This window comes from Octadecabacter sp. SW4, from assembly GCF_008065155.1.
Lineage (GTDB): Bacteria > Pseudomonadota > Alphaproteobacteria > Rhodobacterales > Rhodobacteraceae > SW4.
Map to the genome: position 1 here is coordinate 330,944 of NZ_CP042819.1, position 23,823 is coordinate 354,766.

General features: G+C 57.7%; 36 protein-coding genes. 29 read left to right on the forward strand and 7 right to left on the reverse strand.

Annotated features, from left to right (window positions below):
- Nucleotides 1-25: 25 nt before the first annotated feature.
- Entirely contained in the window at nt 26-541 is a 516-nt protein-coding gene (locus FTO60_RS01640) for an SRPBCC domain-containing protein (protein WP_172623773.1), read from the reverse strand.
- 64 nt (nt 542-605) lie between these two features.
- Here FTO60_RS01640 and FTO60_RS01645 point away from each other — a divergent pair, with 64 nt between their 5' ends.
- Nucleotides 606-929: a helix-turn-helix domain-containing protein gene (locus tag FTO60_RS01645; RefSeq protein ID WP_148054336.1), complete on the forward strand. Its 324-nt coding sequence runs from the start codon at nt 606-608 to the stop codon at nt 927-929.
- A 144-nt stretch (nt 930-1,073) separates the two neighbouring features.
- Here FTO60_RS01645 and FTO60_RS01650 read toward each other — a convergent pair whose 3' ends face one another.
- Entirely contained in the window at nt 1,074-2,069 is a 996-nt protein-coding gene (locus FTO60_RS01650) for a glycosyltransferase family 2 protein (RefSeq protein WP_148054337.1), read from the reverse strand.
- 59 nt (nt 2,070-2,128) lie between these two features.
- Between FTO60_RS01650 and FTO60_RS01655 the strand changes: the two genes are divergently transcribed.
- The 10 genes from FTO60_RS01655 (at nt 2,129) to FTO60_RS01700 (ending at nt 11,019) form a co-directional block, all read left to right on the forward strand.
- Complete coding sequence (locus tag FTO60_RS01655) at nt 2,129-3,025, forward strand: DMT family transporter (protein ID WP_148054338.1); 897 nt, start codon at nt 2,129-2,131, stop codon at nt 3,023-3,025.
- Between the two features lie 276 nt (nt 3,026-3,301).
- Nucleotides 3,302-3,673, forward strand: a complete 372-nt coding sequence (gene rpsL, locus FTO60_RS01660) for a 30S ribosomal protein S12 (RefSeq protein ID WP_148054339.1) — start codon at nt 3,302-3,304, stop codon at nt 3,671-3,673.
- 12 nt (nt 3,674-3,685) lie between these two features.
- On the forward strand, nt 3,686-4,156 hold the full coding sequence (gene rpsG / locus FTO60_RS01665) for a 30S ribosomal protein S7 (protein WP_148054340.1): 471 nt from the start codon (nt 3,686-3,688) through the stop codon (nt 4,154-4,156).
- Nucleotides 4,157-4,171: 15 nt separating this feature from the next.
- Nucleotides 4,172-6,298 carry an elongation factor G gene (fusA, locus tag FTO60_RS01670; protein ID WP_148054341.1) on the forward strand — a complete coding sequence of 709 codons (2,127 nt, stop codon included), beginning with the start codon at nt 4,172-4,174 and terminating at the stop codon, nt 6,296-6,298.
- Nucleotides 6,299-6,385: 87 nt separating this feature from the next.
- A complete protein-coding gene (tuf, locus tag FTO60_RS01675) occupies nt 6,386-7,561 on the forward strand; it encodes an elongation factor Tu (RefSeq protein WP_148054324.1) in 1,176 nt (391 codons plus the stop codon).
- Nucleotides 7,562-7,771: 210 nt separating this feature from the next.
- A complete protein-coding gene (locus FTO60_RS01680) occupies nt 7,772-8,740 on the forward strand; it encodes a hypothetical protein (RefSeq protein ID WP_148054342.1) in 969 nt (322 codons plus the stop codon).
- A 195-nt stretch (nt 8,741-8,935) separates the two neighbouring features.
- Nucleotides 8,936-9,247, forward strand: a complete 312-nt coding sequence (rpsJ, locus tag FTO60_RS01685) for a 30S ribosomal protein S10 (protein ID WP_148054343.1) — start codon at nt 8,936-8,938, stop codon at nt 9,245-9,247.
- Nucleotides 9,248-9,261: 14 nt separating this feature from the next.
- The gene (rplC, locus tag FTO60_RS01690; RefSeq protein WP_148054344.1) at nt 9,262-10,119 is read left to right on the forward strand and encodes a 50S ribosomal protein L3; all 858 of its coding nucleotides are present in this window, start codon (nt 9,262-9,264) and stop codon (nt 10,117-10,119) included.
- Nucleotides 10,109-10,726, forward strand: coding sequence for a 50S ribosomal protein L4 (rplD, locus tag FTO60_RS01695; RefSeq protein WP_148054345.1), 618 nt, complete (start codon nt 10,109-10,111; stop codon nt 10,724-10,726). Before rplC ends, rplD begins: the two co-directional genes overlap by 11 nt.
- Complete coding sequence (locus FTO60_RS01700; RefSeq protein ID WP_148054346.1) at nt 10,723-11,019, forward strand: 50S ribosomal protein L23; 297 nt, start codon at nt 10,723-10,725, stop codon at nt 11,017-11,019. Before rplD ends, FTO60_RS01700 begins: the two co-directional genes overlap by 4 nt.
- Before the next feature lie 151 nt (nt 11,020-11,170).
- Here the strand turns inward: FTO60_RS01700 and FTO60_RS01705 are convergent, their stop codons facing one another.
- Nucleotides 11,171-11,785, reverse strand: a complete 615-nt coding sequence (locus FTO60_RS01705) for a DUF2026 family protein (RefSeq protein WP_148054347.1) — start codon at nt 11,783-11,785, stop codon at nt 11,171-11,173.
- A gap of 537 nt (nt 11,786-12,322) precedes the next feature.
- Between FTO60_RS01705 and rplB the strand changes: the two genes are divergently transcribed.
- From rplB to rplP, 5 genes are read left to right on the forward strand one after another with little or no spacing between them, the layout of a single operon-like run.
- Nucleotides 12,323-13,165, forward strand: a complete 843-nt coding sequence (gene rplB, locus FTO60_RS01710) for a 50S ribosomal protein L2 (protein ID WP_148054348.1) — start codon at nt 12,323-12,325, stop codon at nt 13,163-13,165.
- 2 nt (nt 13,166-13,167) lie between these two features.
- Complete coding sequence (gene rpsS / locus FTO60_RS01715) at nt 13,168-13,446, forward strand: 30S ribosomal protein S19 (RefSeq protein WP_148054349.1); 279 nt, start codon at nt 13,168-13,170, stop codon at nt 13,444-13,446.
- Nucleotides 13,447-13,449: 3 nt separating this feature from the next.
- The gene (rplV, locus tag FTO60_RS01720) at nt 13,450-13,830 is read left to right on the forward strand and encodes a 50S ribosomal protein L22 (protein WP_148054350.1); all 381 of its coding nucleotides are present in this window, start codon (nt 13,450-13,452) and stop codon (nt 13,828-13,830) included.
- Nucleotides 13,830-14,537 carry a 30S ribosomal protein S3 gene (rpsC, locus tag FTO60_RS01725; protein ID WP_148054351.1) on the forward strand — a complete coding sequence of 236 codons (708 nt, stop codon included), beginning with the start codon at nt 13,830-13,832 and terminating at the stop codon, nt 14,535-14,537. Before rplV ends, rpsC begins: the two co-directional genes overlap by 1 nt.
- Nucleotides 14,538-14,552: 15 nt before the next feature.
- On the forward strand, nt 14,553-14,966 hold the full coding sequence (gene rplP, locus FTO60_RS01730) for a 50S ribosomal protein L16 (protein ID WP_148054352.1): 414 nt from the start codon (nt 14,553-14,555) through the stop codon (nt 14,964-14,966).
- A gap of 166 nt (nt 14,967-15,132) precedes the next feature.
- On the opposite strand, the gene FTO60_RS01735 is transcribed toward rplP, so the two are convergent.
- Nucleotides 15,133-15,552, reverse strand: a complete 420-nt coding sequence (locus tag FTO60_RS01735; RefSeq protein ID WP_148054353.1) for a helix-turn-helix domain-containing protein — start codon at nt 15,550-15,552, stop codon at nt 15,133-15,135.
- A gap of 89 nt (nt 15,553-15,641) precedes the next feature.
- On the opposite strand from FTO60_RS01735, the gene FTO60_RS01740 reads away from it, so the two are divergent.
- On the forward strand, nt 15,642-16,079 hold the full coding sequence (locus FTO60_RS01740) for a hypothetical protein (RefSeq protein WP_148054354.1): 438 nt from the start codon (nt 15,642-15,644) through the stop codon (nt 16,077-16,079).
- Nucleotides 16,080-16,103: 24 nt separating this feature from the next.
- Here the strand turns inward: FTO60_RS01740 and FTO60_RS01745 are convergent, their stop codons facing one another.
- From FTO60_RS01745 to FTO60_RS01755, 3 genes are all read right to left on the reverse strand, one after another.
- Nucleotides 16,104-16,733, reverse strand: coding sequence for a thermonuclease family protein (locus FTO60_RS01745; RefSeq protein WP_148057010.1), 630 nt, complete (start codon nt 16,731-16,733; stop codon nt 16,104-16,106).
- A 90-nt stretch (nt 16,734-16,823) separates the two neighbouring features.
- Entirely contained in the window at nt 16,824-17,504 is a 681-nt protein-coding gene (locus tag FTO60_RS01750; protein ID WP_148054355.1) for a hypothetical protein, read from the reverse strand.
- A gap of 111 nt (nt 17,505-17,615) precedes the next feature.
- Nucleotides 17,616-18,236, reverse strand: a complete 621-nt coding sequence (locus tag FTO60_RS01755) for a 2OG-Fe(II) oxygenase family protein (protein ID WP_148054356.1) — start codon at nt 18,234-18,236, stop codon at nt 17,616-17,618.
- Between the two features lie 267 nt (nt 18,237-18,503).
- Between FTO60_RS01755 and rpmC the strand changes: the two genes are divergently transcribed.
- From rpmC to rplO, 12 genes are all read left to right on the forward strand, one after another.
- The gene (rpmC, locus tag FTO60_RS01760; RefSeq protein WP_148057011.1) at nt 18,504-18,710 is read left to right on the forward strand and encodes a 50S ribosomal protein L29; all 207 of its coding nucleotides are present in this window, start codon (nt 18,504-18,506) and stop codon (nt 18,708-18,710) included.
- A 3-nt stretch (nt 18,711-18,713) separates the two neighbouring features.
- Nucleotides 18,714-18,941: a 30S ribosomal protein S17 gene (gene rpsQ, locus FTO60_RS01765; protein ID WP_148054357.1), complete on the forward strand. Its 228-nt coding sequence runs from the start codon at nt 18,714-18,716 to the stop codon at nt 18,939-18,941.
- Between the two features lie 70 nt (nt 18,942-19,011).
- Nucleotides 19,012-19,380 (forward strand): 50S ribosomal protein L14, encoded by a 369-nt coding sequence (gene rplN / locus FTO60_RS01770; protein ID WP_148054358.1) that lies wholly within the window; start codon nt 19,012-19,014, stop codon nt 19,378-19,380.
- Nucleotides 19,380-19,685, forward strand: a complete 306-nt coding sequence (gene rplX / locus FTO60_RS01775; RefSeq protein ID WP_148054359.1) for a 50S ribosomal protein L24 — start codon at nt 19,380-19,382, stop codon at nt 19,683-19,685. Before rplN ends, rplX begins: the two co-directional genes overlap by 1 nt.
- Nucleotides 19,685-20,248 carry a 50S ribosomal protein L5 gene (gene rplE, locus FTO60_RS01780; RefSeq protein WP_148054360.1) on the forward strand — a complete coding sequence of 188 codons (564 nt, stop codon included), beginning with the start codon at nt 19,685-19,687 and terminating at the stop codon, nt 20,246-20,248. Before rplX ends, rplE begins: the two co-directional genes overlap by 1 nt.
- Before the next feature lie 13 nt (nt 20,249-20,261).
- Nucleotides 20,262-20,567: a 30S ribosomal protein S14 gene (gene rpsN, locus FTO60_RS01785; protein WP_148054361.1), complete on the forward strand. Its 306-nt coding sequence runs from the start codon at nt 20,262-20,264 to the stop codon at nt 20,565-20,567.
- Nucleotides 20,568-20,581: 14 nt separating this feature from the next.
- Nucleotides 20,582-20,974, forward strand: a complete 393-nt coding sequence (gene rpsH, locus FTO60_RS01790; RefSeq protein WP_148054362.1) for a 30S ribosomal protein S8 — start codon at nt 20,582-20,584, stop codon at nt 20,972-20,974.
- 10 nt (nt 20,975-20,984) lie between these two features.
- The gene (gene rplF, locus FTO60_RS01795) at nt 20,985-21,518 is read left to right on the forward strand and encodes a 50S ribosomal protein L6 (protein WP_148054363.1); all 534 of its coding nucleotides are present in this window, start codon (nt 20,985-20,987) and stop codon (nt 21,516-21,518) included.
- An 11-nt stretch (nt 21,519-21,529) separates the two neighbouring features.
- A complete protein-coding gene (gene rplR / locus FTO60_RS01800) occupies nt 21,530-21,889 on the forward strand; it encodes a 50S ribosomal protein L18 (protein ID WP_148054364.1) in 360 nt (119 codons plus the stop codon).
- 133 nt (nt 21,890-22,022) lie between these two features.
- Complete coding sequence (rpsE, locus tag FTO60_RS01805; RefSeq protein ID WP_148054365.1) at nt 22,023-22,595, forward strand: 30S ribosomal protein S5; 573 nt, start codon at nt 22,023-22,025, stop codon at nt 22,593-22,595.
- 12 nt (nt 22,596-22,607) lie between these two features.
- A complete protein-coding gene (rpmD, locus tag FTO60_RS01810; RefSeq protein ID WP_148054366.1) occupies nt 22,608-22,796 on the forward strand; it encodes a 50S ribosomal protein L30 in 189 nt (62 codons plus the stop codon).
- 540 nt (nt 22,797-23,336) lie between these two features.
- On the forward strand, nt 23,337-23,819 hold the full coding sequence (rplO, locus tag FTO60_RS01815; RefSeq protein WP_148054367.1) for a 50S ribosomal protein L15: 483 nt from the start codon (nt 23,337-23,339) through the stop codon (nt 23,817-23,819).
- The last annotated feature ends 4 nt before the right edge of the window (nt 23,820-23,823 follow it).

The window sequence follows — 23,823 nt, forward strand, 5'->3', positions numbered from 1 at the left end:
CGCTATGAAGCCGAGTACGGGAGAACTATCCAGCGGAATGAGGGCTTGCTTGATCGCCGTCCAAGAACGCTTTCAAACTGTTCTGAAAGAAATGGTTCCAACCATCTAGGCAGATTTCCCAACAGTTCAGAGTTGGTGTCAGACCGTCATGGATCATCGTAATCTCCGTCTTGTCTCCGACAGTTTCAAACTGCCAGATAATGCTTGTCCCAAGCCACTCCTGATCGATTTCTTTTGGCTGGCCATCGACCTTGTGGTGTGCATCAACGCAAGTCATCTCAAGACGATTGCCCCAGTTCAAGACGGACGCCTCGAATGTCCAGTGACCGTAATCAGGGGGAAAACGCGCCGTCAATTTGTCTCCGACCTTTCCGAAAGCGCCGCTGGTCGTCGTTGTCCACCATTTGTCCATCTGGGTCGCGACAGCCTGGAAGCTGTCCTCCCGAGACGCTGATACGCGTATTTTCCCTTGATAGTTTTCCGACGAATTTGTCATCATGAGCTCCGTTTCTCTGCTGGCACTCAACTTCGCGGAAAACATTGCTTTTGAAAAGTAGGCAACATTTCGATACCTAGGCATCAAAATAATACCATTGGAGCTTGCTATGCGTAAAAAAACCGTTGCGGACCTCTGTCCAGCGCCGCTTGTGTTTGCCATGATCGGCGGCAAGTGGAAGCTTTCGATTCTCCAAATCCTGATCTTCAACGGGACAAAAAGGTTTGGCGAGCTTCGAAAAAGCATTCCCGGGATTACACAGACGATGCTGACCAAGCAGCTTCGCGACCTTGAGAATGATGGCTTAGTGCACCGAGAGATTTATGCGGAGGTTCCGCCGCGTGTCGAGTACAGCGCCACCGAAGATGCAATTAGATTGATGCCGGCATTTAAGGCCATGCATCAGTGGTGGGAAACAAGGACAGCAACATAAACGAAGTTGAAGGCCTAGTCTTCGGTTGCACTGGATTGCTGACCCGCAACACGCCACAATCTTCCGGTAACGGACCCTCGTCGCCCCGCAGCGACTTCACACTTTGTCCGCTGGGCGGACATCGCATCGCAACTTACCATCCAATCAGCCCGCGCTGGCAGCGTCCATATGCTTGATCCAGCGTTCATCCGTGCGGTGATCGACACCCCTGTGTGCGCATAGAGTCACAACATAATCGGCGCAGCACAGGTGATGCAGCCGCGCCACATCGGGCAGCGCCATTGCGGCGGCGTGAATCAGATCAAAGCTTTCGGCATATTTATAGGCGGTGATATCCTTGAACCCGTTGCGATTGCGCGCGCGGTAGAACTGATCTGTGTAACGATCCTTGAGCGCGCTCGCACTTGGCTTGCCGCGTTTGATGTCAAAGCTTTCCTCGGAGCGGATCACATAGTGGTTCATCTGTGCGCTGGCATGGGTGATCTGGTCGGGCGATAGGTGGTGGATCGGCTGATCCGTGTCGACAAACTTCTGGATCGGGCGACCGGCGCCATCAATCCAGCGGTTTTCTGGCAGGGTGCGGTCTCCGTCAAAGCCGCTGGGCGCATGGGCGTTTAGGCGGCGATAGCGGGCAGGGGTCTTGAACAGCGACTTGAAGGGCATGTTCACCCGCTGGCTTTCGGGGCCGCGGCGGCGAAACTGGCGATGCACAAGCCCGTCATGATAGCGTTTCCAGCCGCCCGCGCCAAAACACATCCAGCTAAAGCAGATACCGGCCACGTGCGTATCGCGCCCTTCAAGATAGCTTTGGATCGTGCCGTCCCCTTCGTGCAGCACGAGAAATTCATCGACGTCACAGACCATCGCCCAATCGGCATCCCGCATCAGCGGATGGGCAAGCCCGACACGGTGGGCCGATTGTTTGGGCGGCTGGCGTTCTTCGGGCGCGTGGGTGATATGAGTCAGCCAGCCCTCTTCGGCCAGGCGGTCAAGCAGGGCCACCGAATGATCGGTGCAATCGTTGGTGGCGATCAGCACCTCAAAACCCAGCATCCGATACCAACAGACCCATTCGACAATGAATGGGCCTTCGTTTCGCATCGCACCAAAGACGGTAATTTGTTCTGATCGGTCAACCATGCCTCAGACAAACACGCAAATTGTCTGGCGTCCATCGTCAACCGCTGCTACCGGAAATCATGAATGCCCTTTCAGACAATATGCGCGCTGCCATTCTGATGATGCTGTCGATGTCAGCGTTCACCGTGAATGATGCGTTGATGAAAGCGGCCTCTGACGAGGTGCCGTTCTTTCAGGCGATCGCCTTGCGCGGCTTGATGATTACAGCCGTGCTGATCGTCGTCGCGCTGATCTGGGGTAACTTTACCTTGCGCGCTGCTAAACGTGACTGGGGGTTGGTCGCGCTGCGCACCGCGGCCGAAGCAATTGGCACGCTGTTTTTCCTGACGGCACTGTTCAAAATGCCTATCGCCAACCTCTCCGCAATTCTGCAAGCCCTGCCGTTGACGGTGACGCTGGCGGCGGCGCTGTTCCTGCGCGAACCCGTGGGCTGGCGCAGGCTGACGGCGATCTTGATCGGCTTTGTTGGGGTGATCCTGATCGTGCAGCCCGGCACTGATGGGTTCAGTATCTATTCCGTCCTGGGCATTGCCGCTGTCATCGCCGTCACCGTGCGCGACCTTGCCGCGCGCAAGTTGACGGCCACCGTGCCGTCAATCCTCGTGGCATTGGTGGCGGCCGTTGGCGTGACGGCCCTGGCCTTGGTGGCCGGAACCGGCGAAATCTGGGTCATGCCAAGCGCCAAGGCCGCCCTGCAACTGGCTGCGGCGGCGGGTTGTCTGGCGGTTGGTTATATCGCGGCCGTCACAGCGATGCGCGGCGGGGACATCGGCTTTGTTGCGCCATTCCGCTATACCAGCCTGCTGGTGGCGCTGATCCTTGGGTTGGTGTTCTTTGGCGAATGGCCAAACTGGCTGACGCTGCTGGGCGCTTTGATCGTCGTGGGAACGGGCCTGTTTACCCTTTACCGCGAACGCAGTGTCAAAACGCCCACGATCGGGCTGCGCGTCCGCTAGCGAACGCACGCCGCACGCTGTTGACACCTTATCCGACTCCCCCTATGAAGCGCGCACTTGGGCGCGGGTAATTCCCTTTTGTGTCCAGACATCAAAGTTGAAGTGGTCAAGATCTGGACGCCTTTATTGTCCCGATCCTCTGTATACCCACCGCACCGTTCCTCCGGTAAGGGAACGACTGCGGGTTTTTTGTGTTACGCGCAGGCGTGATGCAAACCAATCGAAACGCGGACCTGCGGGGCCGCACACATGTGTAGGAACGGGGAACAAAGCCCAATGCCAACGATTCAGCAGCTGATCCGCAAACCGCGTCAGCCAAAACGTAAAGTCTCCAAGTCGCAGCACCTGGAACAGTGTCCACAAAAGCGCGGCGTTTGCACCCGCGTTTATACAACGACACCCAAAAAGCCGAACTCGGCCATGCGTAAGGTCGCCAAGGTGCGCCTGACAAATGGCTTCGAGGTCATCAGCTACATCGGCGGCGAAAGCCACAACCTTCAGGAGCACTCGGTGGTTCTGATCCGTGGCGGCCGCGTCAAAGACCTTCCCGGTGTGCGTTACCACATCTTGCGCGGTGTTCTGGATACGCAGGGCGTCAAAGACCGTAAGCAACGTCGTTCGAAGTACGGCGCGAAGCGTCCGAAGTAAGGAAAAGATAGCATGTCACGTCGTCACGCCGCTGAAAAACGCGAGATTCTGCCCGACGCCAAATTTGGCGATAAGGTTTTGACCAAGTTCATGAACAACCTGATGGTTGACGGGAAAAAATCCGTCGCCGAACGGATCGTTTACAACGCGTTCGACCGCGTTGAAGCCAAACTGAAAAAGTCCCCGCTGGAAGTGTTCCACGAGGGTCTTGATCTGATCAAACCATCCGTCGAAGTGCGCTCGCGCCGCGTCGGTGGTGCCACCTATCAGGTGCCCGTCGAAGTCCGCCCCGAGCGCCGCGAAGCCCTGGCCATCCGCTGGCTGATCGCCGCCGCTAAAAAGCGCAACGAAAACACGATGGAAGAACGCCTTGCCGGTGAAATGCTTGATGCAGTCAACGGTCGCGGCACCGCCGTGAAAAAGCGCGAAGACACCCACAAAATGGCCGACGCGAACAAAGCGTTCAGCCACTACCGCTGGTAAGAGGAAAGCACCGAAATGGCACGCGATTATCCCCTCGCACGTTACCGCAACTTTGGCATCATGGCGCACATCGACGCGGGTAAAACGACCTGCTCCGAGCGCATTCTGTTCTACACCGGCAAGTCCCACAACATCGGCGAAGTCCACGACGGCGCCGCGACGATGGACTGGATGGAGCAGGAACAGGAACGTGGCATCACGATCACCTCGGCTGCGACGACGACTTTCTGGCAGCGTCAGGAAGAACCCACCGCAGATGCGACATCCGACACCAAGTATCGGATGAACATCATCGACACCCCCGGCCACGTCGACTTTACGATCGAAGTTGAACGCTCGCTGGCCGTGCTTGACGGCGCAGTTGCCGTTCTGGACGCCAACGCCGGTGTTGAACCTCAGACCGAAACCGTCTGGCGTCAGGCTGACCGCTACAAGGTCCCGCGCATCGTGTTCGTCAACAAGATGGACAAGATCGGCGCGGATTTCTTCAACTGCGTGCACATGATCAAGGACCGCACAGGTGCCACACCTGCGCCGATCCAAATCCCGATTGGGGCCGAGACCGAGCTGGAAGGCATGGTCGATCTGGTCACCATGAAAGAATGGGTCTGGGCTGGTGAAGACCTTGGCGCATCATGGGAACAGCGCGAAATTCGTGACAGCCTGAAGGAGCAGGCCGCCGAGTGGCGCGCCAAGCTGATCGAAACCGCTGTCGAAATGGACGACGATGCGATGGAAAACTACCTTATGGATGGTGCCGAGCCTTCCGTCGAGGAGCTGCGCAAGCTGATCCGCAAAGGCACGCTGGCCATCAAATTCATTCCCGTTCTGTGCGGCTCTGCGTTCAAGAACAAGGGTGTGCAGCCTTTGCTGAACGCTGTCATCGACTATCTGCCCAGCCCGCTGGACGTTGTCGATTACATGGGCTTCAAACCCGGTGACGAAACTGAAACGCGCAACATCCCGCGTCGCGCGGATGATGATATGGCCTTCTCGGGCCTTGCCTTCAAAATCATGAACGACCCCTTTGTTGGCTCGCTGACCTTCACACGCATCTACTCGGGTGTGCTGAAGAAAGGCGATACGATGCTCAACTCTACCAAGGGCAAAAAAGAGCGTGTGGGCCGGATGATGATGATGCACTCGATCAACCGCGAGGAAATCGAAGAAGCATTCGCTGGCGATATTATCGCGCTTGCAGGTCTTAAAGACACAACAACAGGTGACACCCTGTGCGACGACAAAGATCCTGTTGTTCTGGAGACGATGACGTTCCCCGATCCGGTTATCGAAATCGCCGTTGAGCCAAAGACCAAAGCCGACCAAGAGAAAATGTCGCAGGGTCTGGCCCGTCTGGCCGCCGAAGACCCGTCTTTCCGTGTGGAAACCGATCTGGAATCAGGTCAGACCATCATGAAGGGCATGGGCGAACTTCACCTCGATATTCTGGTGGATCGTCTCAAGCGCGAATTCAAGGTCGAAGCCAACATCGGTGCGCCTCAGGTGGCCTACCGCGAAACCATTTCGCGCGAGGCAGAGCACACCTACACCCACAAGAAACAGTCGGGTGGGTCTGGTCAGTTCGCCGAGGTGAAGATGATCATCACCCCGACCGAACCGGGCGAAGGTTTCTCCTTTGAAAGCCGCATCGTTGGTGGTGCCGTTCCCAAGGAATACATCCCCGGTGTCGAAAAGGGTGTGAAATCGGTTATGGATAGCGGCCCACTGGCTGGCTTCCCCGTCATCGACTTCAAGGTCGCCCTGATCGACGGTAAATTCCACGATGTTGACTCCTCGGTGCTGGCGTTTGAAATCGCGGCACGTCAGTGGATGCGCGAAGCCATGAAAAAGGCCGGCGCGAAACTGCTGGAACCTGTGATGAAGGTCGAAGTTGTGACGCCCGAAGAATATACCGGCGGAATCATCGGTGATCTCACATCGCGTCGCGGTCAGGTGACAGGTCAGGAGCCACGCGGCAACGCAGTAGCGATCAATTGCTTCGTGCCGCTGGCCAATATGTTCGGCTACATCAACACGTTGCGCTCCATGTCGTCGGGCCGTGCCAACTTTACGATGCAGTTCGACCACTACGAGCCGGTTCCGTCCAACATCTCCGAAGAGATCCAGGCGAAATTCGCATAGTTCAGCGGTGGGCAGCGATGCCCACCCACCCCAAAACCGTAACGTGGGCCTTGGCCCACAGCGACACAAAAATCTAAGGAGGCCACCATGGCTAAGGAAAAGTTTGCCCGCACGAAACCGCACGTAAACATTGGCACGATTGGTCACGTTGACCACGGCAAGACGACGTTGACGGCAGCGATCACCAAGTATTTCGGTGATTTTCAGGCGTATGACTCGATTGACGGCGCGCCCGAGGAGAAGGCCCGCGGGATCACGATCTCGACGGCGCACGTCGAGTATGAGACCGAGACGCGCCACTATGCGCACGTCGACTGCCCCGGGCACGCCGACTATGTGAAGAACATGATCACCGGTGCCGCCCAGATGGACGGCGCGATCCTGGTTGTGAACGCGGCCGACGGCCCGATGCCGCAAACGCGCGAGCACATCCTGCTGGGCCGCCAGGTGGGTATCCCCTACATGGTTGTTTACATGAACAAGGTCGATCAGGTTGACGACGAAGAGCTGCTGGAACTGGTCGAGATGGAAATCCGCGAGCTTCTGAGCTCGTATGAATATCCCGGCGACGATATTCCGATCATCCGCGGGTCTGCGCTGGCGGCGATGGAAGGGCGCGACCCCGAGATCGGCGAGACCTCGATCAAGGCGCTGATGGAAGCTGTTGACAGCTACATCCCGACCCCTGCACGCGCTGTTGACCAGCCGTTCCTGATGCCGATCGAAGACGTGTTCTCGATCTCGGGCCGCGGCACGGTTGTGACCGGTCGTATCGAACGTGGTGTTGTGAACGTGGGCGACGAACTGTCGATCGTGGGGATCCGCGACACAGGCAAGACGACCTGCACAGGCGTTGAAATGTTCCGCAAGCTGCTGGATCGCGGTGAAGCTGGCGACAACGTTGGTGTTCTGCTGCGCGGGATCGACCGTGACGGCGTTGAGCGTGGTCAGGTTCTGTGCAAGCCCGGTTCTGTGAACCCGCACACCAAGTTCGAGGCCGAAGCCTATATCCTGACCAAGGAAGAGGGTGGCCGTCACACGCCGTTCTTCGCCAACTACCGTCCGCAGTTCTACTTCCGCACGACGGATGTGACCGGCACGGTTGTGCTGCCCGAAGGCACGGAAATGGTGATGCCCGGCGATAACCTGAAGTTCACAGTCGAACTGATCGCCCCGATCGCCATGGAAGACGGGTTGCGCTTCGCGATCCGCGAAGGCGGCCGCACCGTTGGCGCAGGTGTTGTCAGCAAAATCATCGAATGATGATTTAGCTGGGCGGGTTGCAGACGTTTCCAACGGAAACGACGAGAACCCGCACCGCTGACGCCTGAGCAATCGTAACGTGGGTCAAAACCCACGTTACCGCACAAACGAAAAGGCCGCCCCAGAAATGGGGCGGCTTTTCATATGCCACCATTCACGGCTACGATGAGGCGCAAGAACCACCGGATTTTTGAAACTGGACCATCTGCCATGAAGCGTATCCTGAAAGCCCTAGGTCTCGGCGCCGTTACATCGTCAGAGGCAACGGTTGCACCGATCCGCGGGCGGTCGGATATTGTCGCGCAGCTGCACGTTCAGGCACGTCGGGTGGTTTACGAGAAATATCGCCGCAAACTGATCATCGACGACAAGGCAAACATCGAACAGGGTGTGAAGCTGCAGGACTGCCTTCTTGTCTCCTTCTATTGGTACACCGTGGAATTCATGGAGAGGGCAAACGTCTCGACGCCAAACGAATTGACCGGATCGGATCAAGCCATCGTGGTTTGCATGGCGCTTGCGTTCGGTGCATCGGACGCCGAATATACGACACATTGCACGCACATGCTGCCCGTTCACATCACGAAGGCAGACGGGTTCCGACAACGTTGGCGTGAAGCGGCAGCCAAACAGGTCGAAATCGACAAGGTCTTTCGCAATGCCGGGGTGCGGCATTTCGAGGCGCGGGTGGCGGCCGAGAAGAAGGCAGAAGCCATCCATTCGGTCCCGGATCTGGCGGACGCCTATGCCATCGGTCTGGCAGCGCTAAGGAGTGGCCAGCAACTGGCTGTTGATGATGCGCCATTGTATTTTCTGCTCCCCTACAGCGTGCACCGGGCGCGCACGGTCGCCAGACAACAGCCACCAGATTGGGCCGAGGCACCCGCCTTCGCGGAACTGACCGGTGATGAGCGCCAGGTGGTAGGCTACATGCACCTGCTGCTAGCGAATCTGTCGGATTCGGGCGTGCATATGGACCTGATCAGCAAACGGATTGATATCGGCGAAGTAATCGGCTGCTTTCCATCACTGGCAGCTGCTGCGGTCGGGCAGGGTTATGATGCCATAGCGCTGCGCCACGGTAACTTGGCAAGTGATCTTTCTTACAGCAAAGACCTATTCGACAACGTGACCGCGTTCCATTTCTTGTGGATGGGGGTCGTGGGCGGAGAAGCATAGGGGCACATCGAACTTTTGCCCAGCTCGGTGCGACTTCGCCTTGCTTTCTTTTCCGACTCCCCCTATACGGCAGCAATCCAACGAGGGTGCGCTTTGCCGTGCCCTTTTTAAGTTGGACCAAACGACGCGACGAGGGTGCCGGATGAGCCGCTGTCCTCCTCTCCGTTGAGATCCCAAAGACAAGGGATATGCATCATGGCAGCTAGCCAGAATATTCGCATCCGTCTCAAGGCTTTTGATTACCGTGTGCTCGACGCCAGCACGCTGGAAATCGTCAACACAGCCAAGCGCACGGGTGCTTCGGTCCGGGGCCCGATCCCGCTTCCGAACAAGATCGAAAAGTTCACCGTTCTGCGTGGACCCCACATCGACAAGAAATCCCGTGATCAGTTCGAAATCCGCACGCACAAGCGTCTGCTGGATATCGTCGACCCGACACCCCAGACCGTGGACGCGCTGATGAAGCTCGACCTGGCTGCCGGTGTTGACGTCGAGATCAAGGTATAGGGGAGGCACCAGATATGTTGCGTTCCGGTATTATCGCAAAAAAGGTGGGGATGACCCGCCTGTTCATGGAAGACGGCAAGCAGATTCCTGTGACCGTTCTTCAACTCGACAAGCTTCAGGTTGTTGCCAAGCGCACCACCGAAACTGATGGCTACACCGCTGTTCAGTTGGGTGCAGGCACGGCCAAGGTGAAGCGCACGAGCCAGGCAATGCGTGGCCACTTTGCCGCGGCCAAGGTCGAGCCCAAGCGCAAGGTTGCTGAATTCCGCGTGGCCCCCGAAAACTTGATCGAGGTTGGCGAAGAAATCACAGCGAACCACTACTTTGAAGGTCAGTTTGTCGACGTGTCCGGCACGTCGATTGGTAAAGGCTTTGCCGGTGCCATGAAGCGTCACAACTTTGGCGGTCTGCGGGCCACGCACGGTGTGTCGATTTCGCACCGTTCGCACGGCTCCACCGGTCAGTGTCAGGACCCGGGCAAGGTTTTCAAAGGCAAGAAAATGGCCGGTCATATGGGTGCTGCGAAAATCACCACCCAGAACCTGCAAGTTGTGCGCACAGACGCCGACCGTGGCTTGATCATGGTCAAAGGCGCTGTTCCCGGCTCAAAGGGCGGCTGGGTCACGGTCAAGGATGCGGTGAAAAAGCCGACCCCTGAAAACGTGATCTACCCCGCTGGTCTGAAGTCCATGAAGGAAGAAGCCGAGCGTCTGGCCGCCGAAGCCGCTGCCGCTGCCGCCGCCGAAGAGGAAGCCGCCGCCAAGGCCGCTGCCGAAGCGGAACAGGCTGCACTGGAAGCCGCCGAAGCCGACGCTGCAAACGAAGCCCCGGCCGATGACGCCGCTGAAGGAGGCGAGTCTGATGAAAGCTGATGCAATCAAACTGGACGGCAAGAAAGCTGGTTCCGTCGATCTGGACGAGGCCATCTTTGGTCTTGAGCCACGCATCGACATCCTGCACCGCGTCGTGCGCTGGCAGCGCAACAACGCCCAGGCTGGCACGCACAAGGTCAAGACGCGCCGCGAGGTGAGCTATTCGACCAAGAAGATCTATCGCCAAAAGGGCACCGGCGGCGCACGCCACGGCGCGCGTTCGGCTCCGATCTTCCGGTCCGGTGGTGTCTACAAGGGTCCAACCCCACGCAGCCACGGCCACGAGTTGACCAAAAAGTTCCGCAAGCTGGGTCTGCGCCACGCGCTGTCCGCCAAGCAGGCGGCTGGTGAGCTGGTCATTATCGAAGCCGCAACTTCCGCCGCGAAAACGGCAGAACTGGCCAAGCAGGTGAAAAACCTTGGCTGGAAGCGTGCCTTGATCATCGATGGCGCAACCGTCAACGAGGATTTCCTCCGCGCCGCACGCAACATCGAAGGTCTGGATATCCTGCCCACAATGGGCGCAAACGTCTATGACATCCTGCGCAGCGACACGCTCGTGTTGACCAAAGCAGGCGTGCAAGCACTGGAGGCCCGTTTGAAATGAGCACCAAGGCAGAACATTACGACGTGATCCGCAAGCCGATCATCACCGAGAAAGCAACAATGGCTTCCGAAGCCAACGCCGTTGTTTTCGAAGTGGCGATTGATGCGAACAAACCAATGATCAAAGAGGCCGTCGAGACGCTCTTTGGGGTCAAGGTCAAAGCGGTGAACACCACGATTACCAAAGGCAAGTCCAAGCGCTTCCGCGGCCAACTCGGCAAGCGCAAAGACGTCAAGAAAGCCTACGTGACGCTTGAAGAAGGCAACACGATTGACGTGAGCACCGGTCTTTGACCGGCGCGGCGGGTTTAACCCCGCCCCAAGTAGGGCGGGACTTGTCCCGCCACACCGATAAGAATTGAGAAAGCCCCTCGCCGGATTGGCGGGGGGCTTTTTTTGTCGCGGATGGTTTGCTCCGTTTTGTTGTTCTTAGTAGCGCTCTTCGCTACCAATTCGAACGAAGCTTCTTAGGTTTGAGTACAATATCTCGGCGCCGACCACCTTTATCCATTGTTGCTATATACTGCGGAATTTTTAGCGGCGTCTTCCTGAACCAATTCGAGCATATCTCTGCAAGGTCTTGAATGTCTGGGCGTTCAATATGTGGCATCAACAACGACTCTGCAAAGTATTGATCGTGTTTCAAAAAGAAATCGCCTTTGCTCCTAATCTCGCTCGGATCGAGCGCCATCAGGTCCGACTTCTTCTGGAACATTCTTGGCTCAGCGGCATCAGTGCTGTCAGACAACACCGCGAACTGCGGAGCCATGAAGTCAATGATCCAACCATCAGCTTCAATCCAGCAGTGGAACCCGTCCTCGGAGAATGTGACTCCTTCATCGCGCAACTCGCCAAAGCAGAGAACATCATTATCCCCGCCCAAGTGAAATGCGGCCAAACCACACTTCACGGAAGGCGAAAGCTTGAAGTGCTCAGCTAAGATATGAGCGCCAAATATGCTGAAGTTCATGCAAGCATGTGCCGGACTGCCGTCTTCGCTTTCGACCACTGCTGCAATTAACTGATAGATTCTCTCGTAGTCATTTCGCTTTATTAGCATTCATGTAAACCCCGCAATGAATTGCAAAGAACTTCAGACAATTTGGCTGTCTAGTAAATACTAACGTCATGGTATTGCCCGCAAACAGCCCAAACGCGCCGCGCGAGCGCCTGACCGTCCGGCGGGCTGGCGCTTTGGCGGCGGTGCGCTGACGCTTCTTTCTGTGGAATGTGCTTGGCGACCATAAATGGCTTCCTAACGCTGTCAGTGCGCCATCCCCGGTCAGGCGCGCGCCCGGCTTGGGGTGCAGCAGGGTGCAATAGGTGCTATTTGGCTAGCAATCCCTTGACCCCACCCCCTCTCTCTTCTAAGTGAACCCATCGCGTTGCCTCGGATTCGTCCGGGGCTTCGTTTTTGCGTGGTTTTCACCACGCCCCGGACTTGATCCGGGGTCTCTCTCGCCAGACGCGGGAGGACACAACCACCAAGAGGTCCCGGATCAGGTCCGGGACGTTGAGGTAAAACAACGGGCACCTACGGGGGCCTCTAACATCAGGGCCTCGCAAGGGGTCCGCCAAGCAAACGGAAGAAGCTAACATGGCACTTAAGTCGTATAAGCCGACGACGCCGGGCCAGCGCGGGCTGGTGCTGATCGACCGTTCGGAGCTTTGGAAAGGTCGCCCCGTCAAGGCCCTCACGCAGGGTCTGACAAAATCGGGCGGACGGAACAACACCGGACGGATCACGATGCGTCGCATCGGTGGGGGCGCAAAGCGTCTCTATCGTATTGTCGATTTCAAGCGGAACAAGATGGATGTCGCGGCAACAGTCGTGCGCATCGAATATGACCCGAACCGCACAGCCTTTATCGCCCTCGTCCAATATACGGACGGCGAGCAGGCCTATATCCTCGCCCCCCAGCGCCTTGCTGTTGGTGACAAGGTGATCGCGTCGGCCAAGGCCGATATCAAGCCGGGCAACGCAATGCCGTTCAGCGGTATGCCTATCGGCACGATCATCCACAACATCGAGATGAAGCCGGGCAAGGGTGGGCAGATCGCCCGCGCCGCAGGCACCTACGCCCAATTCGTTGGTCGTGATGGTGGCTACGCGCAGATCCGCCTGTCCTCGGGTGAACTTCGCCTCGTGCGTCAGGAATGCATGGCCACCGTCGGTGCCGTGTCCAACCCTGACAACTCCAACCAGAACCTCGGGAAAGCCGGTCGCAACCGTCACAAGGGCATCCGCCCCTCTGTGCGTGGTGTTGTCATGAACCCGGTCGATCACCCGCACGGTGGTGGTGAAGGTCGCACATCGGGTGGTCGCCACCCTGTGACGCCTTGGGGTAAGCCCACGAAGGGTGCGCGCACCCGTAACAAGAACAAGGCGTCGCAGAAGCTGATCATCCGCTCGCGTCACGCCAAGAAAAAGGGGCGTTAAGCATGTCTCGTTCAGTCTGGAAAGGCCCGTTTGTGGACTCATATGTCCTCAAGAAGGCCGAAGCGTCCCGCGAAGGCGGCCGCAACGAAGTGATCAAGATCTGGTCGCGTCGCTCAACCATCCTGCCTCAGTTCGTTGGCCTGACGTTCGGCGTCTACAACGGCAAGAAGCACATCCCCGTCAACGTCACGGAAGACATGATTGGTCAGAAGTTCGGTGAATATTCGCCAACCCGCACCTATTATGGCCACGCCGCCGACAAAAAAGCGAAGCGGAAATAAGCCATGAGCAAGGATAAGAATCCCCGCCGCGTGGCTGACAATGAAGCAATGGCAAAGTCCAAGATGCTTCGCACGTCGCCGCAGAAACTTAACCTCGTCGCAGCGATGATCCGCGGCAAGAAAGTCGACAAGGCCCTCACGGACCTGACTTTCTCGAAAAAGCGGATCGCGGCAGATGTGAAGAAATGCCTTCAGTCCGCCATCGCCAACGCCGAAAACAACCACAACCTGGATGTTGATGAACTGGTCGTCGCCGAAGCCTACGTTGGCAAGAACCTGACCATGAAGCGCGGTCGTCCGCGCGCACGTGGCCGGTTTGGCAAGATCATGAAGCCCTTTGCAGAGCTTACAATCACAGTCCGTCAGGTCGAGGAGCAAGCGTAATGGGTAACAAAGTAAACCCCGTCGGCATGCGTCTTCAGGTCAACCGCACCTGGGACAGCCGCTGGTATGCAGACACCAAGGATTTTGGTGACCTGCTGCTGGAAGACATCCGCATGCGCGAGTTCATCAAGAAGGAATGCTACCAAGCTGGCGTTTCCCGCGTGATCATCGAGCGTCCGCACAAAAAGTGCCGTGTGACCATTCACACTGCCCGCCCCGGCGTCATCATCGGCAAGAAAGGCGCGGACATTGAAACCCTGCGCAAAAAGCTGGCCGCGATGTCCGACAGCGAGCTGCACCTCAACATCGTTGAAGTGCGCAAGCCGGAACTCGATGCGCAACTGGTTGGCGAAAGCATTGCGCAGCAGCTTGAACGCCGTGTGTCCTTCCGTCGTGCCATGAAGCGCGCCGTGCAGAATGCAATGCGGATGGGTGCCCTTGGCATCCGTGTGAACCTTGCGGGCCGTCTTGGCGGCGCGGAAATCGCGCGGACCGAATGGTATCGTGAAGGGCGCGTGCCGCTTCACACACTGCGTGCCGACATCGATTACGCACACGTCGAAGCGATGACTGCCTATGGCATCATCGGGATCAAGACCTGGATCTTTAAAGGCGAGATCATGGAGCACGATCCACAGGCGCGTGACCGTAAGCAACAGGAACTCCAGGATGGCCCAACACCTCGCGGTGCTGGCGGCCGTCGCTGATCGGAGGACTAGGATATGCTGCAACCAAAACGCACCAAATTCCGCAAGATGCACAAGGGCCGGATCAAGGGTCAGGCCAAAGGTGGGTCCGATCTGAACTTTGGCACTTACGGCCTCAAGGCGGTTGAACCTGAACGTGTGACCGCGCGCCAGATCGAAGCCGCCCGCCGTGCCATGACGCGCCACATGAAGCGTCAGGGCCGTGTCTGGATCCGTATTTTTCCAGACCTGCCTGTTACCTCCAAGCCCATCGAAGTGCGTATGGGTAAGGGTAAAGGCTCGGTCGATTTCTGGGCCTGCAAGGTCAAGCCAGGACGCGTGATGTTCGAGATCGACGGTGTCAGCGAAGTTGTCGCCCGCGAGGCACTGCGCCTTGCCGCGATGAAGCTGCCGGTCAAGACACGCACAATCGTCCGCGAGGATTGGTAATCAGGTAAGTGGGTCGAAACCCACCTTACCGACAGACCGTAAAGTGGGTCTTGAACCCACCGGCGAAATAGGAAACCCCCGTCGAGAAATCGGCGGGGGTTTTCGTTTAAGGGCTGACGGTATTGTTCGCGACGTCACGCGGGTTACTTGCCGACGCGGCACCGCCTTACTGCAGCGCCAAGCGTAACTCAGCCATCAACCCGTCGCGATCTGTCTTGATCCGGTGCAACAGATCGTCGGGCGCCCCCGCGATCAATGCGGCGCCTTCGGGGTAGCGGTCATATTTCGCACTCCACGCGATCATTTCCAGAATGACCGGCAGCATATCCGCGCCCTTTTCTGTCATCTTATAGGCCTTGCGGGGCGAGTTTGGGCGCGCGGGCACTTTGGCGATCATGCCGGCCGCCTCAAGCTTCCCAAGCCGGTCGGCCAGAATATTCGTTGAAATCTTCTCGTGGGATTTCAGGAAGTCGCCATAGGTCCGTTTGCCACGAAAAAGCATGTCGCGCAGGACCAATAAGCTCCACCTGTCGCCGATCACATCAAGCGCAAAGACGACAGGGCATTTTCCACTCACTTCAGTCATACCTAGCCAATGCCGAACTTACTTGCAAAAAACAAGCAAATTCGGCAAAGTCACATTTGCTTGCATTTCGCAAGCAATGGAGGTTCACAATGCGCAGTCTCATTCTTCTTCTGACACTCATGCTTTCGGGACGCATGATGACCCTGGCGTTCATTCATCGGGCTGGCAGAGGCGGTATTGGCGATCCGCCCATCGCCTGGCTCATGCCTCTGATCGGGGATGCGGTGATCGGAGTCAGCGGGCTCTTGGTTGCCTATCTACTTGCAAAACGCGCGGGCCTTTGGGTTTGGACCGCGGCGCTGATCTGGAACGCGCTTGGGATATGGGACGCGATGTCAGCCTATATCGTGCACCTGACCACGCCCTGGCCCGCGTTCTTTATGATCCAGGCGTTCGGTGGTGCGATGTTCTTTATAGCTGCCGCGATGCATGCGATCCTTATCACTTTGTTACTGCGCGCATCTGTTATGCAGCACTACTTTGGCGCTGATCCAAGGCCGACAATCACCCCGCCGGTGAGGCAGTAAGGTGGGTTTGTAACCCACCCGTCCCTAGCGACGCTGTTTCAGCCCATAAAACTTCAGCCGTTGCCGCACCCCCTCCGGCTCCAGATGCAAATACTTCCCCTTGGAATAATAGCTACCGTCCAACGCCAGCCCCGCCTTGATCAGTTCTGCGCCTATGTCAGTGCCGTCGGGCAGATAGCAGGTGCCAACAAGCCGGTCATATGATGTCTCGCCCGTAAGGTCGACGTGGATCGTTTTGCCCTTGCAGATATTGACCATCGCCCATTTGGATTTGCGCCCCCAGGGTTCGTCCAGTTCCGGTGCGTCAATCCCGGCCAGACGTATCTTGATGCGGTCAATTGCAATTGTATCACCGTCAATAACCCACGCGCGGCCAACCAGTTTGCGGGAAGCGGGTATCGGAGGCGGTGGCGGATGATCGGGCCGTTCGGACAGGCGGTGGGCTGCCCGGGCCTTTTCCTGCCGCGCACGAACCAGGCGCGAGCCCTCGTTGGGGCGGGTGACTGGTGGAAGATTTCTGCCGGTTCCGAGAGAACGGACCGTCGGTTCGCGACGATAATTGCTGTGCCGCTTTCCTCTGCGGCGCGGGGTCGAAGCCCCAACCAGGTAGGCAATAATTGCGCCAAGCACGACAGCGACGACGATAACTTCCATTGGCACCGCACACTAACGTTCATTTTCCCCATGCTTGCAAATCGCGGAATGTGTGACAAACCTTGCGCGAATGATCGTGCAGCAGGGGCCTTACCCCTCAACGCTCCAGATCCGCGCCATCCCGTCTTCAAACCGCGCCCATGTCATTGTCGCGCGATTGCCAGCCAGCCCTTCGTAATAGGACGATCCATCGGGCAAGGGCAGTCCGGCCCAGATGCGGGCGAGGCTATGCATGAAATCGACCCGCGCAAGTGTCCCGGCCTGAAACTGTTGCAATCCGGCGTCCTCTAACAAGATCACTGCCAGCCGGTCTTGCACCTCCGGGGAAAAGGGCGTGTCAGGCCCCATCCCTTGACCATCAGCTAGTCGTCGCAGGGTGCTGGGAATGAACTGATATCGCCCTATGGCGTGGGGTTGACCGGGCGTGGCATCGATCCACGCATAAATCTCGGCCAAAGTCAGCCGGGTCGGTGGGGCAGATGGTGGGACGCGCGCGCCGTATTGCACCGCGTCATAGCCTGCGGGGCCAGCCTCGGCCTGCGCGATCAACGACAGCAGTTGTGCCGTGGGCGAACTGCGTGGACCAGGCGGCACCACGACACGCGCTTGCACGGGGGCGAACATGCCCGTGTTGGCGCCTAAAAACAGACTGGATGCGGCAGCGGGTTGCACGGCACCGCGCGCACCCGTCGGGAAAAGCGACCCAACCTCGGCCTGCGCTGCGCCGCCAAGGCACAGCAGGCATACCACCCAGAAAATCCGCAACGCCATTCTGGCCCCTTTGCATCAATAACGGGGCGACTATGGCGCGCAAATCGTTGACAGAAGGTTTGGGGCGTTGATGAAAACCGCGCAAATTTTACCGAAACGGCTCGTAAGGTGCTATTCCCAGCGGTAATTGAAGCTCACCGAAATCCGGTCGTCCTCACTCAAATTCATCGGCACCTCGTGGCGCAGCCAGCTTTCCCAAAGCAGCACATCACCCACGGCGGGCGCCACATAGATGAACTGGCGCATTTCTTCACGCGCGTCTTTCAGGCGGGCAGGGGCGGCCATCATCATCTGGCTGCGCGGGTCTTCGAGTTTCAGTGCGCTCGCGCCTTCGGGCATGGCCACATAGGTGGTGCCGCTGACCACGGAATGCGGGTGGATGTGGCTGGTGTGAATACCGCCTTCGGGCAGGATATTGATCCACAGGTCCTCAAGCACCAGCTTGCGCCCGTCCAGATCAAATTCCGCGTCCTTGGCGAATGCCGCCACGTGGGCATCAAGCGATTTCACCAGATCGGCAAAAATCGGAAAGCGCCAAGGTAGATCAGTGAGGGACGCATAGGATGTATAACCGGCATAACCATTCGCCTCGCACCATTCCTGCCCGGCCTCGTCATCCTCGGCAATGGAATAGCAGGACGCCTCCATCTCAGCAGGGTCAATCGGTGCGCCGTGCTCGGAGAGGGCGGCGTGGTAAAGGCGGGTCACGAAGAGGGATTTGATTTGGGTCATGGGGTCTGATAGCGCATGAAACTGACGGTGGCGAGTAGAGGGTTGCATTGCCCAAGCGCAGCTTGGGTCGCGTCCGAACCGCCGCCACGGGACGGGCGCTTGGCACCTGCCCGTCGGTTCTGGTGCGTTATAGTGGCAAAACCCGGTTAAACATCACCCTTGCCAACACCCCTTCACCCCCCTATACGGCGCACTTCTACCCCCTCCATCGGGATTCGGGTGACGCTTTCGCGCGGCCTGCCGGTGATGTTGAAAAGGAAATATGGCATGAAAGCCAATGAACTGCGTGACAAGACGCCCGATCAGCTTCGGGAAGAGCTTGCCAATCTGAAAAAAGAAGCCTTCAACCTGCGTTTTCAGCAGGCAACCGGCGCGATCGAAAACTCGTCGCAGATGCGCAAGGCGCGTCGCAATGCGGCCCGTGTCAAAACCATTCTGAACGAAAAAGCGGCCGCCGCCGCCAAGGAGGCTTAATCAATGCCTAAGCGTATCCTGTCCGGTGTCGTCACCAGCAACCAGAACGAACAGACCGTCACCGTGTCTGTTGAACGTCGTTTCAAGCACCCGCTGCTGCACAAGACTGTCCGTAAGTCCAAGAAGTATCGCGCGCACGACGAAAAGAACGCCGTCAACGTTGGCGACACAGTCCGCATTCAGGAATGTGCCCCCAAGTCGAAAACCAAACGCTGGGAAGTCATCGCCTAACAGCGCGACTGTCCAGTTCAAGTGAAACCCTGGGGCCGAACATTGGTCCCCAAAGGTCCGGAGAAAACAAATGATCCAGATGCAGACCAACCTGGATGTTGCTGACAACAGCGGCGCGCGCCGTGTTCAGTGCATCAAGGTTCTCGGCGGTTCGCACCGCCGGTATGCGTCGGTTGGTGATATCATCGTCGTTTCGGTGAAAGAAGCCATCCCACGCGGCCGTGTGAAGAAGGGTGATGTCCGCAAGGCCGTCGTCGTTCGCACCGCCAAAGAAGTTCGTCGTGATGACGGCACAGCAATCCGTTTCGATAGCAACGCTGCTGTGATCCTCAACAACAACAACGAGCCGATCGGCACCCGTATCTTCGGGCCGGTCGTGCGCGAATTGCGCGGCAAGAACTTCATGAAGATTATCTCGCTCGCTCCGGAGGTGCTCTGATGGCTGCGAAACTCAAAAAAGGTGACAAGGTCATCGTGCTGGCCGGCAAGGACAGGGGCAAGACAGGCGAAATTTCGTCTGTGAACCCCCAGACCGGCAAGGCAGTTGTTTCGGGCGTGAACATCGCGATCCGTCACACCAAGCAATCCCAGACCGATCAGGGTGGTCGCGTGCCTCAGGCAATGCCGATCCAGCTGTCCAATCTGGCAATCGTTGACAAGAACGGCAAGGCGACCCGCGTCGGCTTCAAGATGGACGGCGACACGAAGGTCCGTTTTGCCAAGACAACAGGGGATGTGATCTGATGCTTGATACCGCAACCTACACCCCGCGTCTGAAGACCGTTTTCAAGGACAGCATCAAAGCTGCCATGAAAGAGGAATTCGGCTATAAGAACGACATGCAGATCCCGCGTCTGGACAAGATTGTCCTGAACATCGGCGCAGGTGCTGAAAGCGTGAAGGACTCCAAAAAGGCCAAGTCGGCTCAGGAAGACCTGACTGCAATCGCCGGTCAGATGGCCGTCATCACCAAGGCAAAGAAATCCATCGCTGGTTTCCGCGTCCGTGAAGACATGCCACTGGGTGCCAAGGTGACCCTGCGTGGTGACCGCATGTATGACTTCCTTGATCGTCTGATCACCGTCGCAATGCCCCGTATCCGTGACTTCCGCGGTGTGCCGGGCAAATCGTTCGATGGTCGTGGCAACTATGCTATGGGCATGAAGGAACACATCGTCTTCCCCGAAATCAACTTTGATAAAGTTGATGAGAACTGGGGCCTCGATATCGTCATCTGCACAACGGCCCAGACCGATGCAGAAGCCAAAGCGCTGTTGAAGCATTTCAACATGCCGTTCAACAGCTAAGGGATCAGAAACCATGGCTAAGAAATCAATGATCGCACGCGAAAAGAAGCGCGAAAAGCTGGTAGCGAAATACGCCGCCAAGCGCGCCGCTTTGAAAGAAATCGCGAAAGATGAAAGCAAGACAATGGAAGAGCGGTTCACCGCCCGCCTGAAGCTTGCAAAACTGCCGCGGAATTCCTCTGCGGTGCGTCTGCACAACCGCTGTCAGCTGACGGGGCGTCCACACGCCTATTACCGCAAGCTCAAAGTCAGCCGGATCGCGCTGCGGGACCTTGGCTCGAATGGCCAGATCCCCGGCATGGTCAAGTCAAGCTGGTAAGGGAGATCAGATAAATGAACGATCCTATCGGTGATATGCTGACCCGCATCCGCAACGGTCAAATGCGTGGCAAGTCCACGGTGGCGACCCCTGCATCCAAGCTGCGTGCTTGGGTTCTGGATGTGCTGGCAGACGAAGGCTATATCCGCGGCTACGAAAGCAGCACGGACGTCAACGGCCACCCGGCCTTTGAAATCAGCCTCAAGTATTATGAAGGCACCCCTGTCATTCGCGAACTCAAGCGGGTCTCCAAACCCGGCCGTCGCGTTTACATGGGCGTCAATGACATTCCACAGGTCCGTCAGGGTCTGGGTGTGTCGATTGTCTCCACCTCGAAGGGTGTGATGTCGGATGCAAACGCGCGGGCGGCCAAAGTTGGCGGCGAAGTGCTTTGCACAATCTTCTAAGGAGAGCGTAATGTCTCGTATTGGCAAAAAGCCGGTCGATCTGCCCTCCGGGGTTGAGGCGAAAGTCTCCGGCCAGACCATCGAAGTCAAAGGCCCCAAGGGCACCCGTAGCTTTACCGCAACGGACGACGTCACAATCACTGTCGCTGACGGTGCGGTGAGCGTTGATCCGCGCGGCAAATCCAAGCGCGCGCGCCAGCAGTGGGGCATGTCCCGCACGATGGTCAGCAACCTTGTGACGGGTGTGTCCGACGGCTTTAAGAAAGAGCTCGAGATCAACGGTGTGGGGTATCGCGCACAGATGCAGGGCAACACCCTGAAGCTGTCGCTTGGCTATTCCCACGAGGTCAACTTTGAGGTGCCTGACGGCGTGACCGTCACCGCCCCCAAGCAGACCCAGGTGATCGTGGAAGGTATCGACCAACAGCTTGTTGGCCAGGTAGCGGCAAATATCCGCGAATGGCGCAAGCCCGAGCCCTACAAGGGCAAAGGCATCAAGTATGTGGACGAATACATCTTCCGCAAAGAAGGCAAGAAGAAGTAAGGAACGCACAGATGGCAAACACGAAAAGACAGTTGTTCATCAAACGCCGCATGCGCGTTCGGAACAAACTTCGCAAGGTGAACGCCGGGCGTCCTCGCCTGTCGGTCCACCGTTCAAGCAAGAATATCAGCGTGCAGCTGATCGACGATGTGAGTGGCGTCACACTCGCCTCGGCCTCCTCTCTCGAGAAGGCACTGGGCGTGGTTGGCAAGAACAACGTCGAAGCGGCGACCAAGGTCGGCGCTGCAATCGCGGAACGTGCGAAAAAGGCCGGTGTATCCGAAGCCTATTTCGACCGTGGCGGTTTCCTCTTTCACGGGAAGGTCAAGGCTCTGGCCGAAGCTGCCCGCGAAGGTGGTTTGAAGATCTAAAGGGTAACGTGGGTCAAGACCCACCTTACCACTCTGCGAGGGGCGGCAACGCCCCTCCGATGATCCGGGCCCCGGACCTCGGGGCACCGCGATTGAAACAACCGGCGCAAGCCACCAAATCTAGGAGGGCCACATGGCTCGTGATCCACAACAACGCGGGAACCGTCGTGACCGCGACGAGACCCCAGAATTCGCCGATCGCCTTGTTGCGATCAACCGTGTGTCCAAGACCGTCAAGGGTGGTAAGCGTTTCGGCTTTGCCGCGCTTGTCGTTGTGGGCGACCAGAAAGGCCGCGTCGGGTTTGGCAAGGGCAAAGCCAAGGAAGTGCCCGAAGCGATCCGCAAGGCCACCGAAGCAGCCAAGCGCAACATGATCCGCGTGCCCCTGCGCGAGGGCCGCACCCTGCACCACGACATGAACGGCCGTCATGGCGCTGGCAAGGTCGTGATGCGCACAGCCCCGGAAGGGACCGGGATCATCGCCGGTGGTCCAATGCGTGCCGTGTTCGAAATGCTGGGCGTCAAGGACGTTGTGTCGAAATCCATCGGTTCGCAGAACCCCTACAACATGATCCGGGCAACACTGGACGGGCTGGCCAAAGAAACATCACCCCGCTCGGTCGCGCAGCGTCGTGGCAAGAAGGTCGCTGACATTCTTGGTAACAAGACCGAAGAAGCCCCCGCGGCCGAAGCGGCAGAAGCGTAAGGAACCGGAACAATGGCAAAAACGATCGTCGTCAAACAGATCGGCTCTCCGATCCGTCGCCCCGCCAAGCAGCGCGCAACGCTGGTTGGCCTTGGCCTGAACAAGATGCACCGCACCCGCGAGCTGGAAGACACCCCTTCCGTGCGCGGCATGGTCGAGAGCATCCCCCACATGGTGAAAATCATCGAAGAAAAGGGGTAAGGTGGGTCAAGACCCACGTTACGTTTGAAATCCAGAACGCCCTGCAGGAAACTGCGGGGCGTTTTCATTTTTGCCGCATGAATTGGGTTCATCTCCATAGTCTATTGCTTCAACAAACGACGAATGAAACAATGATGCTGACAGGGTTTTGGGGAAACGAAGCGGTCCTTGTTGACGGGTTGTTCAGAAAGGGATGGCTCTGGTCTTTCAAGACACGCGTACCGGCGAGATAGACATATTTGGCAGGCAGACCAGATATGGCCCCAACGATGAAGTTCTTGAAACGCTCATCTGGCGGTTTCCGTAGCATCAAAATGCCAAATCTCCGATTTGGCAGCGCCCGGACCTCCCCCATGGGGAGGGCGCTTCGCACCCACCCCGAGGTCCATGCGCAGGCAGCCGAGAGGTTGTGCTTGTCATGGCAGCGCATCTCTCTTATACGCCGCTAGTCCGCACCGCGTGTGCGCGACTCAAAACTGTAACGCCGTGTTTGCCCGCTCCCGTCGCTGGGGGGCAGTTCCGGCCAAAGGAGAAGCGACAATGGTTAAATTGAACGAACTGCGCGACAATGATGGCGCAACGAAACCCCGCAAGCGGATCGGCCGTGGCCCCGGCTCTGGCACTGGTAAGACCGGTGGCCGTGGTATCAAGGGTCAGAAATCCCGCTCGGGTGTGGCGATCAAGGGCTATGAGGGCGGGCAGATGCCCCTCTACCAGCGTCTTCCAAAGCGTGGCTTCAACAAGCCGAACCGCAAGAAGTTCGCTGTGATCAACCTTGGTCTGATCCAGAAATTCATCGACGAAAAGAAGATCGACGTGAAAAAGGACATCGACGAGGATGCACTGATCGCGTCGGGTTTGGTCCGTCGCAAGCTGGACGGTATCCGCGTGTTGGCCAAAGGCGACGTTACGTCGAAAGTCACGATTTCGGTGACTGGTGCCTCCAAAGGCGCGGTCGAGGCCGTTGAAAAAGCCGGCGGTAAGCTGGTTGTGACTGCCCCAACCGCAGAAGCGGCGGAATAATAGG

Excerpts from the sequence above, each read along its gene's own strand:
- FTO60_RS01640 (WP_172623773.1), bottom strand. The coding sequence starts at position 541 with ATGTTTTCCGCGAAGTTGAGTGCCAGCAGAGAAACGGAGCTCATGATG.
- FTO60_RS01645 (WP_148054336.1), top strand. The coding sequence starts at position 606 with ATGCGTAAAAAAACCGTTGCGGACCTCTGTCCAGCGCCGCTTGTGTTT.
- FTO60_RS01650 (WP_148054337.1), bottom strand. The coding sequence starts at position 2,069 with ATGGTTGACCGATCAGAACAAATTACCGTCTTTGGTGCGATGCGAAAC.
- FTO60_RS01655 (WP_148054338.1), top strand. The coding sequence starts at position 2,129 with ATGAATGCCCTTTCAGACAATATGCGCGCTGCCATTCTGATGATGCTG.
- rpsL (WP_148054339.1), top strand. The coding sequence starts at position 3,302 with ATGCCAACGATTCAGCAGCTGATCCGCAAACCGCGTCAGCCAAAACGT.
- rpsG (WP_148054340.1), top strand. The coding sequence starts at position 3,686 with ATGTCACGTCGTCACGCCGCTGAAAAACGCGAGATTCTGCCCGACGCC.
- fusA (WP_148054341.1), top strand. The coding sequence starts at position 4,172 with ATGGCACGCGATTATCCCCTCGCACGTTACCGCAACTTTGGCATCATG.
- tuf (WP_148054324.1), top strand. The coding sequence starts at position 6,386 with ATGGCTAAGGAAAAGTTTGCCCGCACGAAACCGCACGTAAACATTGGC.
- FTO60_RS01680 (WP_148054342.1), top strand. The coding sequence starts at position 7,772 with ATGAAGCGTATCCTGAAAGCCCTAGGTCTCGGCGCCGTTACATCGTCA.
- rpsJ (WP_148054343.1), top strand. The coding sequence starts at position 8,936 with ATGGCAGCTAGCCAGAATATTCGCATCCGTCTCAAGGCTTTTGATTAC.
- rplC (WP_148054344.1), top strand. The coding sequence starts at position 9,262 with ATGTTGCGTTCCGGTATTATCGCAAAAAAGGTGGGGATGACCCGCCTG.
- rplD (WP_148054345.1), top strand. The coding sequence starts at position 10,109 with ATGAAAGCTGATGCAATCAAACTGGACGGCAAGAAAGCTGGTTCCGTC.
- FTO60_RS01700 (WP_148054346.1), top strand. The coding sequence starts at position 10,723 with ATGAGCACCAAGGCAGAACATTACGACGTGATCCGCAAGCCGATCATC.
- FTO60_RS01705 (WP_148054347.1), bottom strand. The coding sequence starts at position 11,785 with ATGCTAATAAAGCGAAATGACTACGAGAGAATCTATCAGTTAATTGCA.
- rplB (WP_148054348.1), top strand. The coding sequence starts at position 12,323 with ATGGCACTTAAGTCGTATAAGCCGACGACGCCGGGCCAGCGCGGGCTG.
- rpsS (WP_148054349.1), top strand. The coding sequence starts at position 13,168 with ATGTCTCGTTCAGTCTGGAAAGGCCCGTTTGTGGACTCATATGTCCTC.
- rplV (WP_148054350.1), top strand. The coding sequence starts at position 13,450 with ATGAGCAAGGATAAGAATCCCCGCCGCGTGGCTGACAATGAAGCAATG.
- rpsC (WP_148054351.1), top strand. The coding sequence starts at position 13,830 with ATGGGTAACAAAGTAAACCCCGTCGGCATGCGTCTTCAGGTCAACCGC.
- rplP (WP_148054352.1), top strand. The coding sequence starts at position 14,553 with ATGCTGCAACCAAAACGCACCAAATTCCGCAAGATGCACAAGGGCCGG.
- FTO60_RS01735 (WP_148054353.1), bottom strand. The coding sequence starts at position 15,552 with ATGACTGAAGTGAGTGGAAAATGCCCTGTCGTCTTTGCGCTTGATGTG.
- FTO60_RS01740 (WP_148054354.1), top strand. The coding sequence starts at position 15,642 with ATGCGCAGTCTCATTCTTCTTCTGACACTCATGCTTTCGGGACGCATG.
- FTO60_RS01745 (WP_148057010.1), bottom strand. The coding sequence starts at position 16,733 with ATGGAAGTTATCGTCGTCGCTGTCGTGCTTGGCGCAATTATTGCCTAC.
- FTO60_RS01750 (WP_148054355.1), bottom strand. The coding sequence starts at position 17,504 with ATGGCGTTGCGGATTTTCTGGGTGGTATGCCTGCTGTGCCTTGGCGGC.
- FTO60_RS01755 (WP_148054356.1), bottom strand. The coding sequence starts at position 18,236 with ATGACCCAAATCAAATCCCTCTTCGTGACCCGCCTTTACCACGCCGCC.
- rpmC (WP_148057011.1), top strand. The coding sequence starts at position 18,504 with ATGAAAGCCAATGAACTGCGTGACAAGACGCCCGATCAGCTTCGGGAA.
- rpsQ (WP_148054357.1), top strand. The coding sequence starts at position 18,714 with ATGCCTAAGCGTATCCTGTCCGGTGTCGTCACCAGCAACCAGAACGAA.
- rplN (WP_148054358.1), top strand. The coding sequence starts at position 19,012 with ATGATCCAGATGCAGACCAACCTGGATGTTGCTGACAACAGCGGCGCG.
- rplX (WP_148054359.1), top strand. The coding sequence starts at position 19,380 with ATGGCTGCGAAACTCAAAAAAGGTGACAAGGTCATCGTGCTGGCCGGC.
- rplE (WP_148054360.1), top strand. The coding sequence starts at position 19,685 with ATGCTTGATACCGCAACCTACACCCCGCGTCTGAAGACCGTTTTCAAG.
- rpsN (WP_148054361.1), top strand. The coding sequence starts at position 20,262 with ATGGCTAAGAAATCAATGATCGCACGCGAAAAGAAGCGCGAAAAGCTG.
- rpsH (WP_148054362.1), top strand. The coding sequence starts at position 20,582 with ATGAACGATCCTATCGGTGATATGCTGACCCGCATCCGCAACGGTCAA.
- rplF (WP_148054363.1), top strand. The coding sequence starts at position 20,985 with ATGTCTCGTATTGGCAAAAAGCCGGTCGATCTGCCCTCCGGGGTTGAG.
- rplR (WP_148054364.1), top strand. The coding sequence starts at position 21,530 with ATGGCAAACACGAAAAGACAGTTGTTCATCAAACGCCGCATGCGCGTT.
- rpsE (WP_148054365.1), top strand. The coding sequence starts at position 22,023 with ATGGCTCGTGATCCACAACAACGCGGGAACCGTCGTGACCGCGACGAG.
- rpmD (WP_148054366.1), top strand. The coding sequence starts at position 22,608 with ATGGCAAAAACGATCGTCGTCAAACAGATCGGCTCTCCGATCCGTCGC.
- rplO (WP_148054367.1), top strand. The coding sequence starts at position 23,337 with ATGGTTAAATTGAACGAACTGCGCGACAATGATGGCGCAACGAAACCC.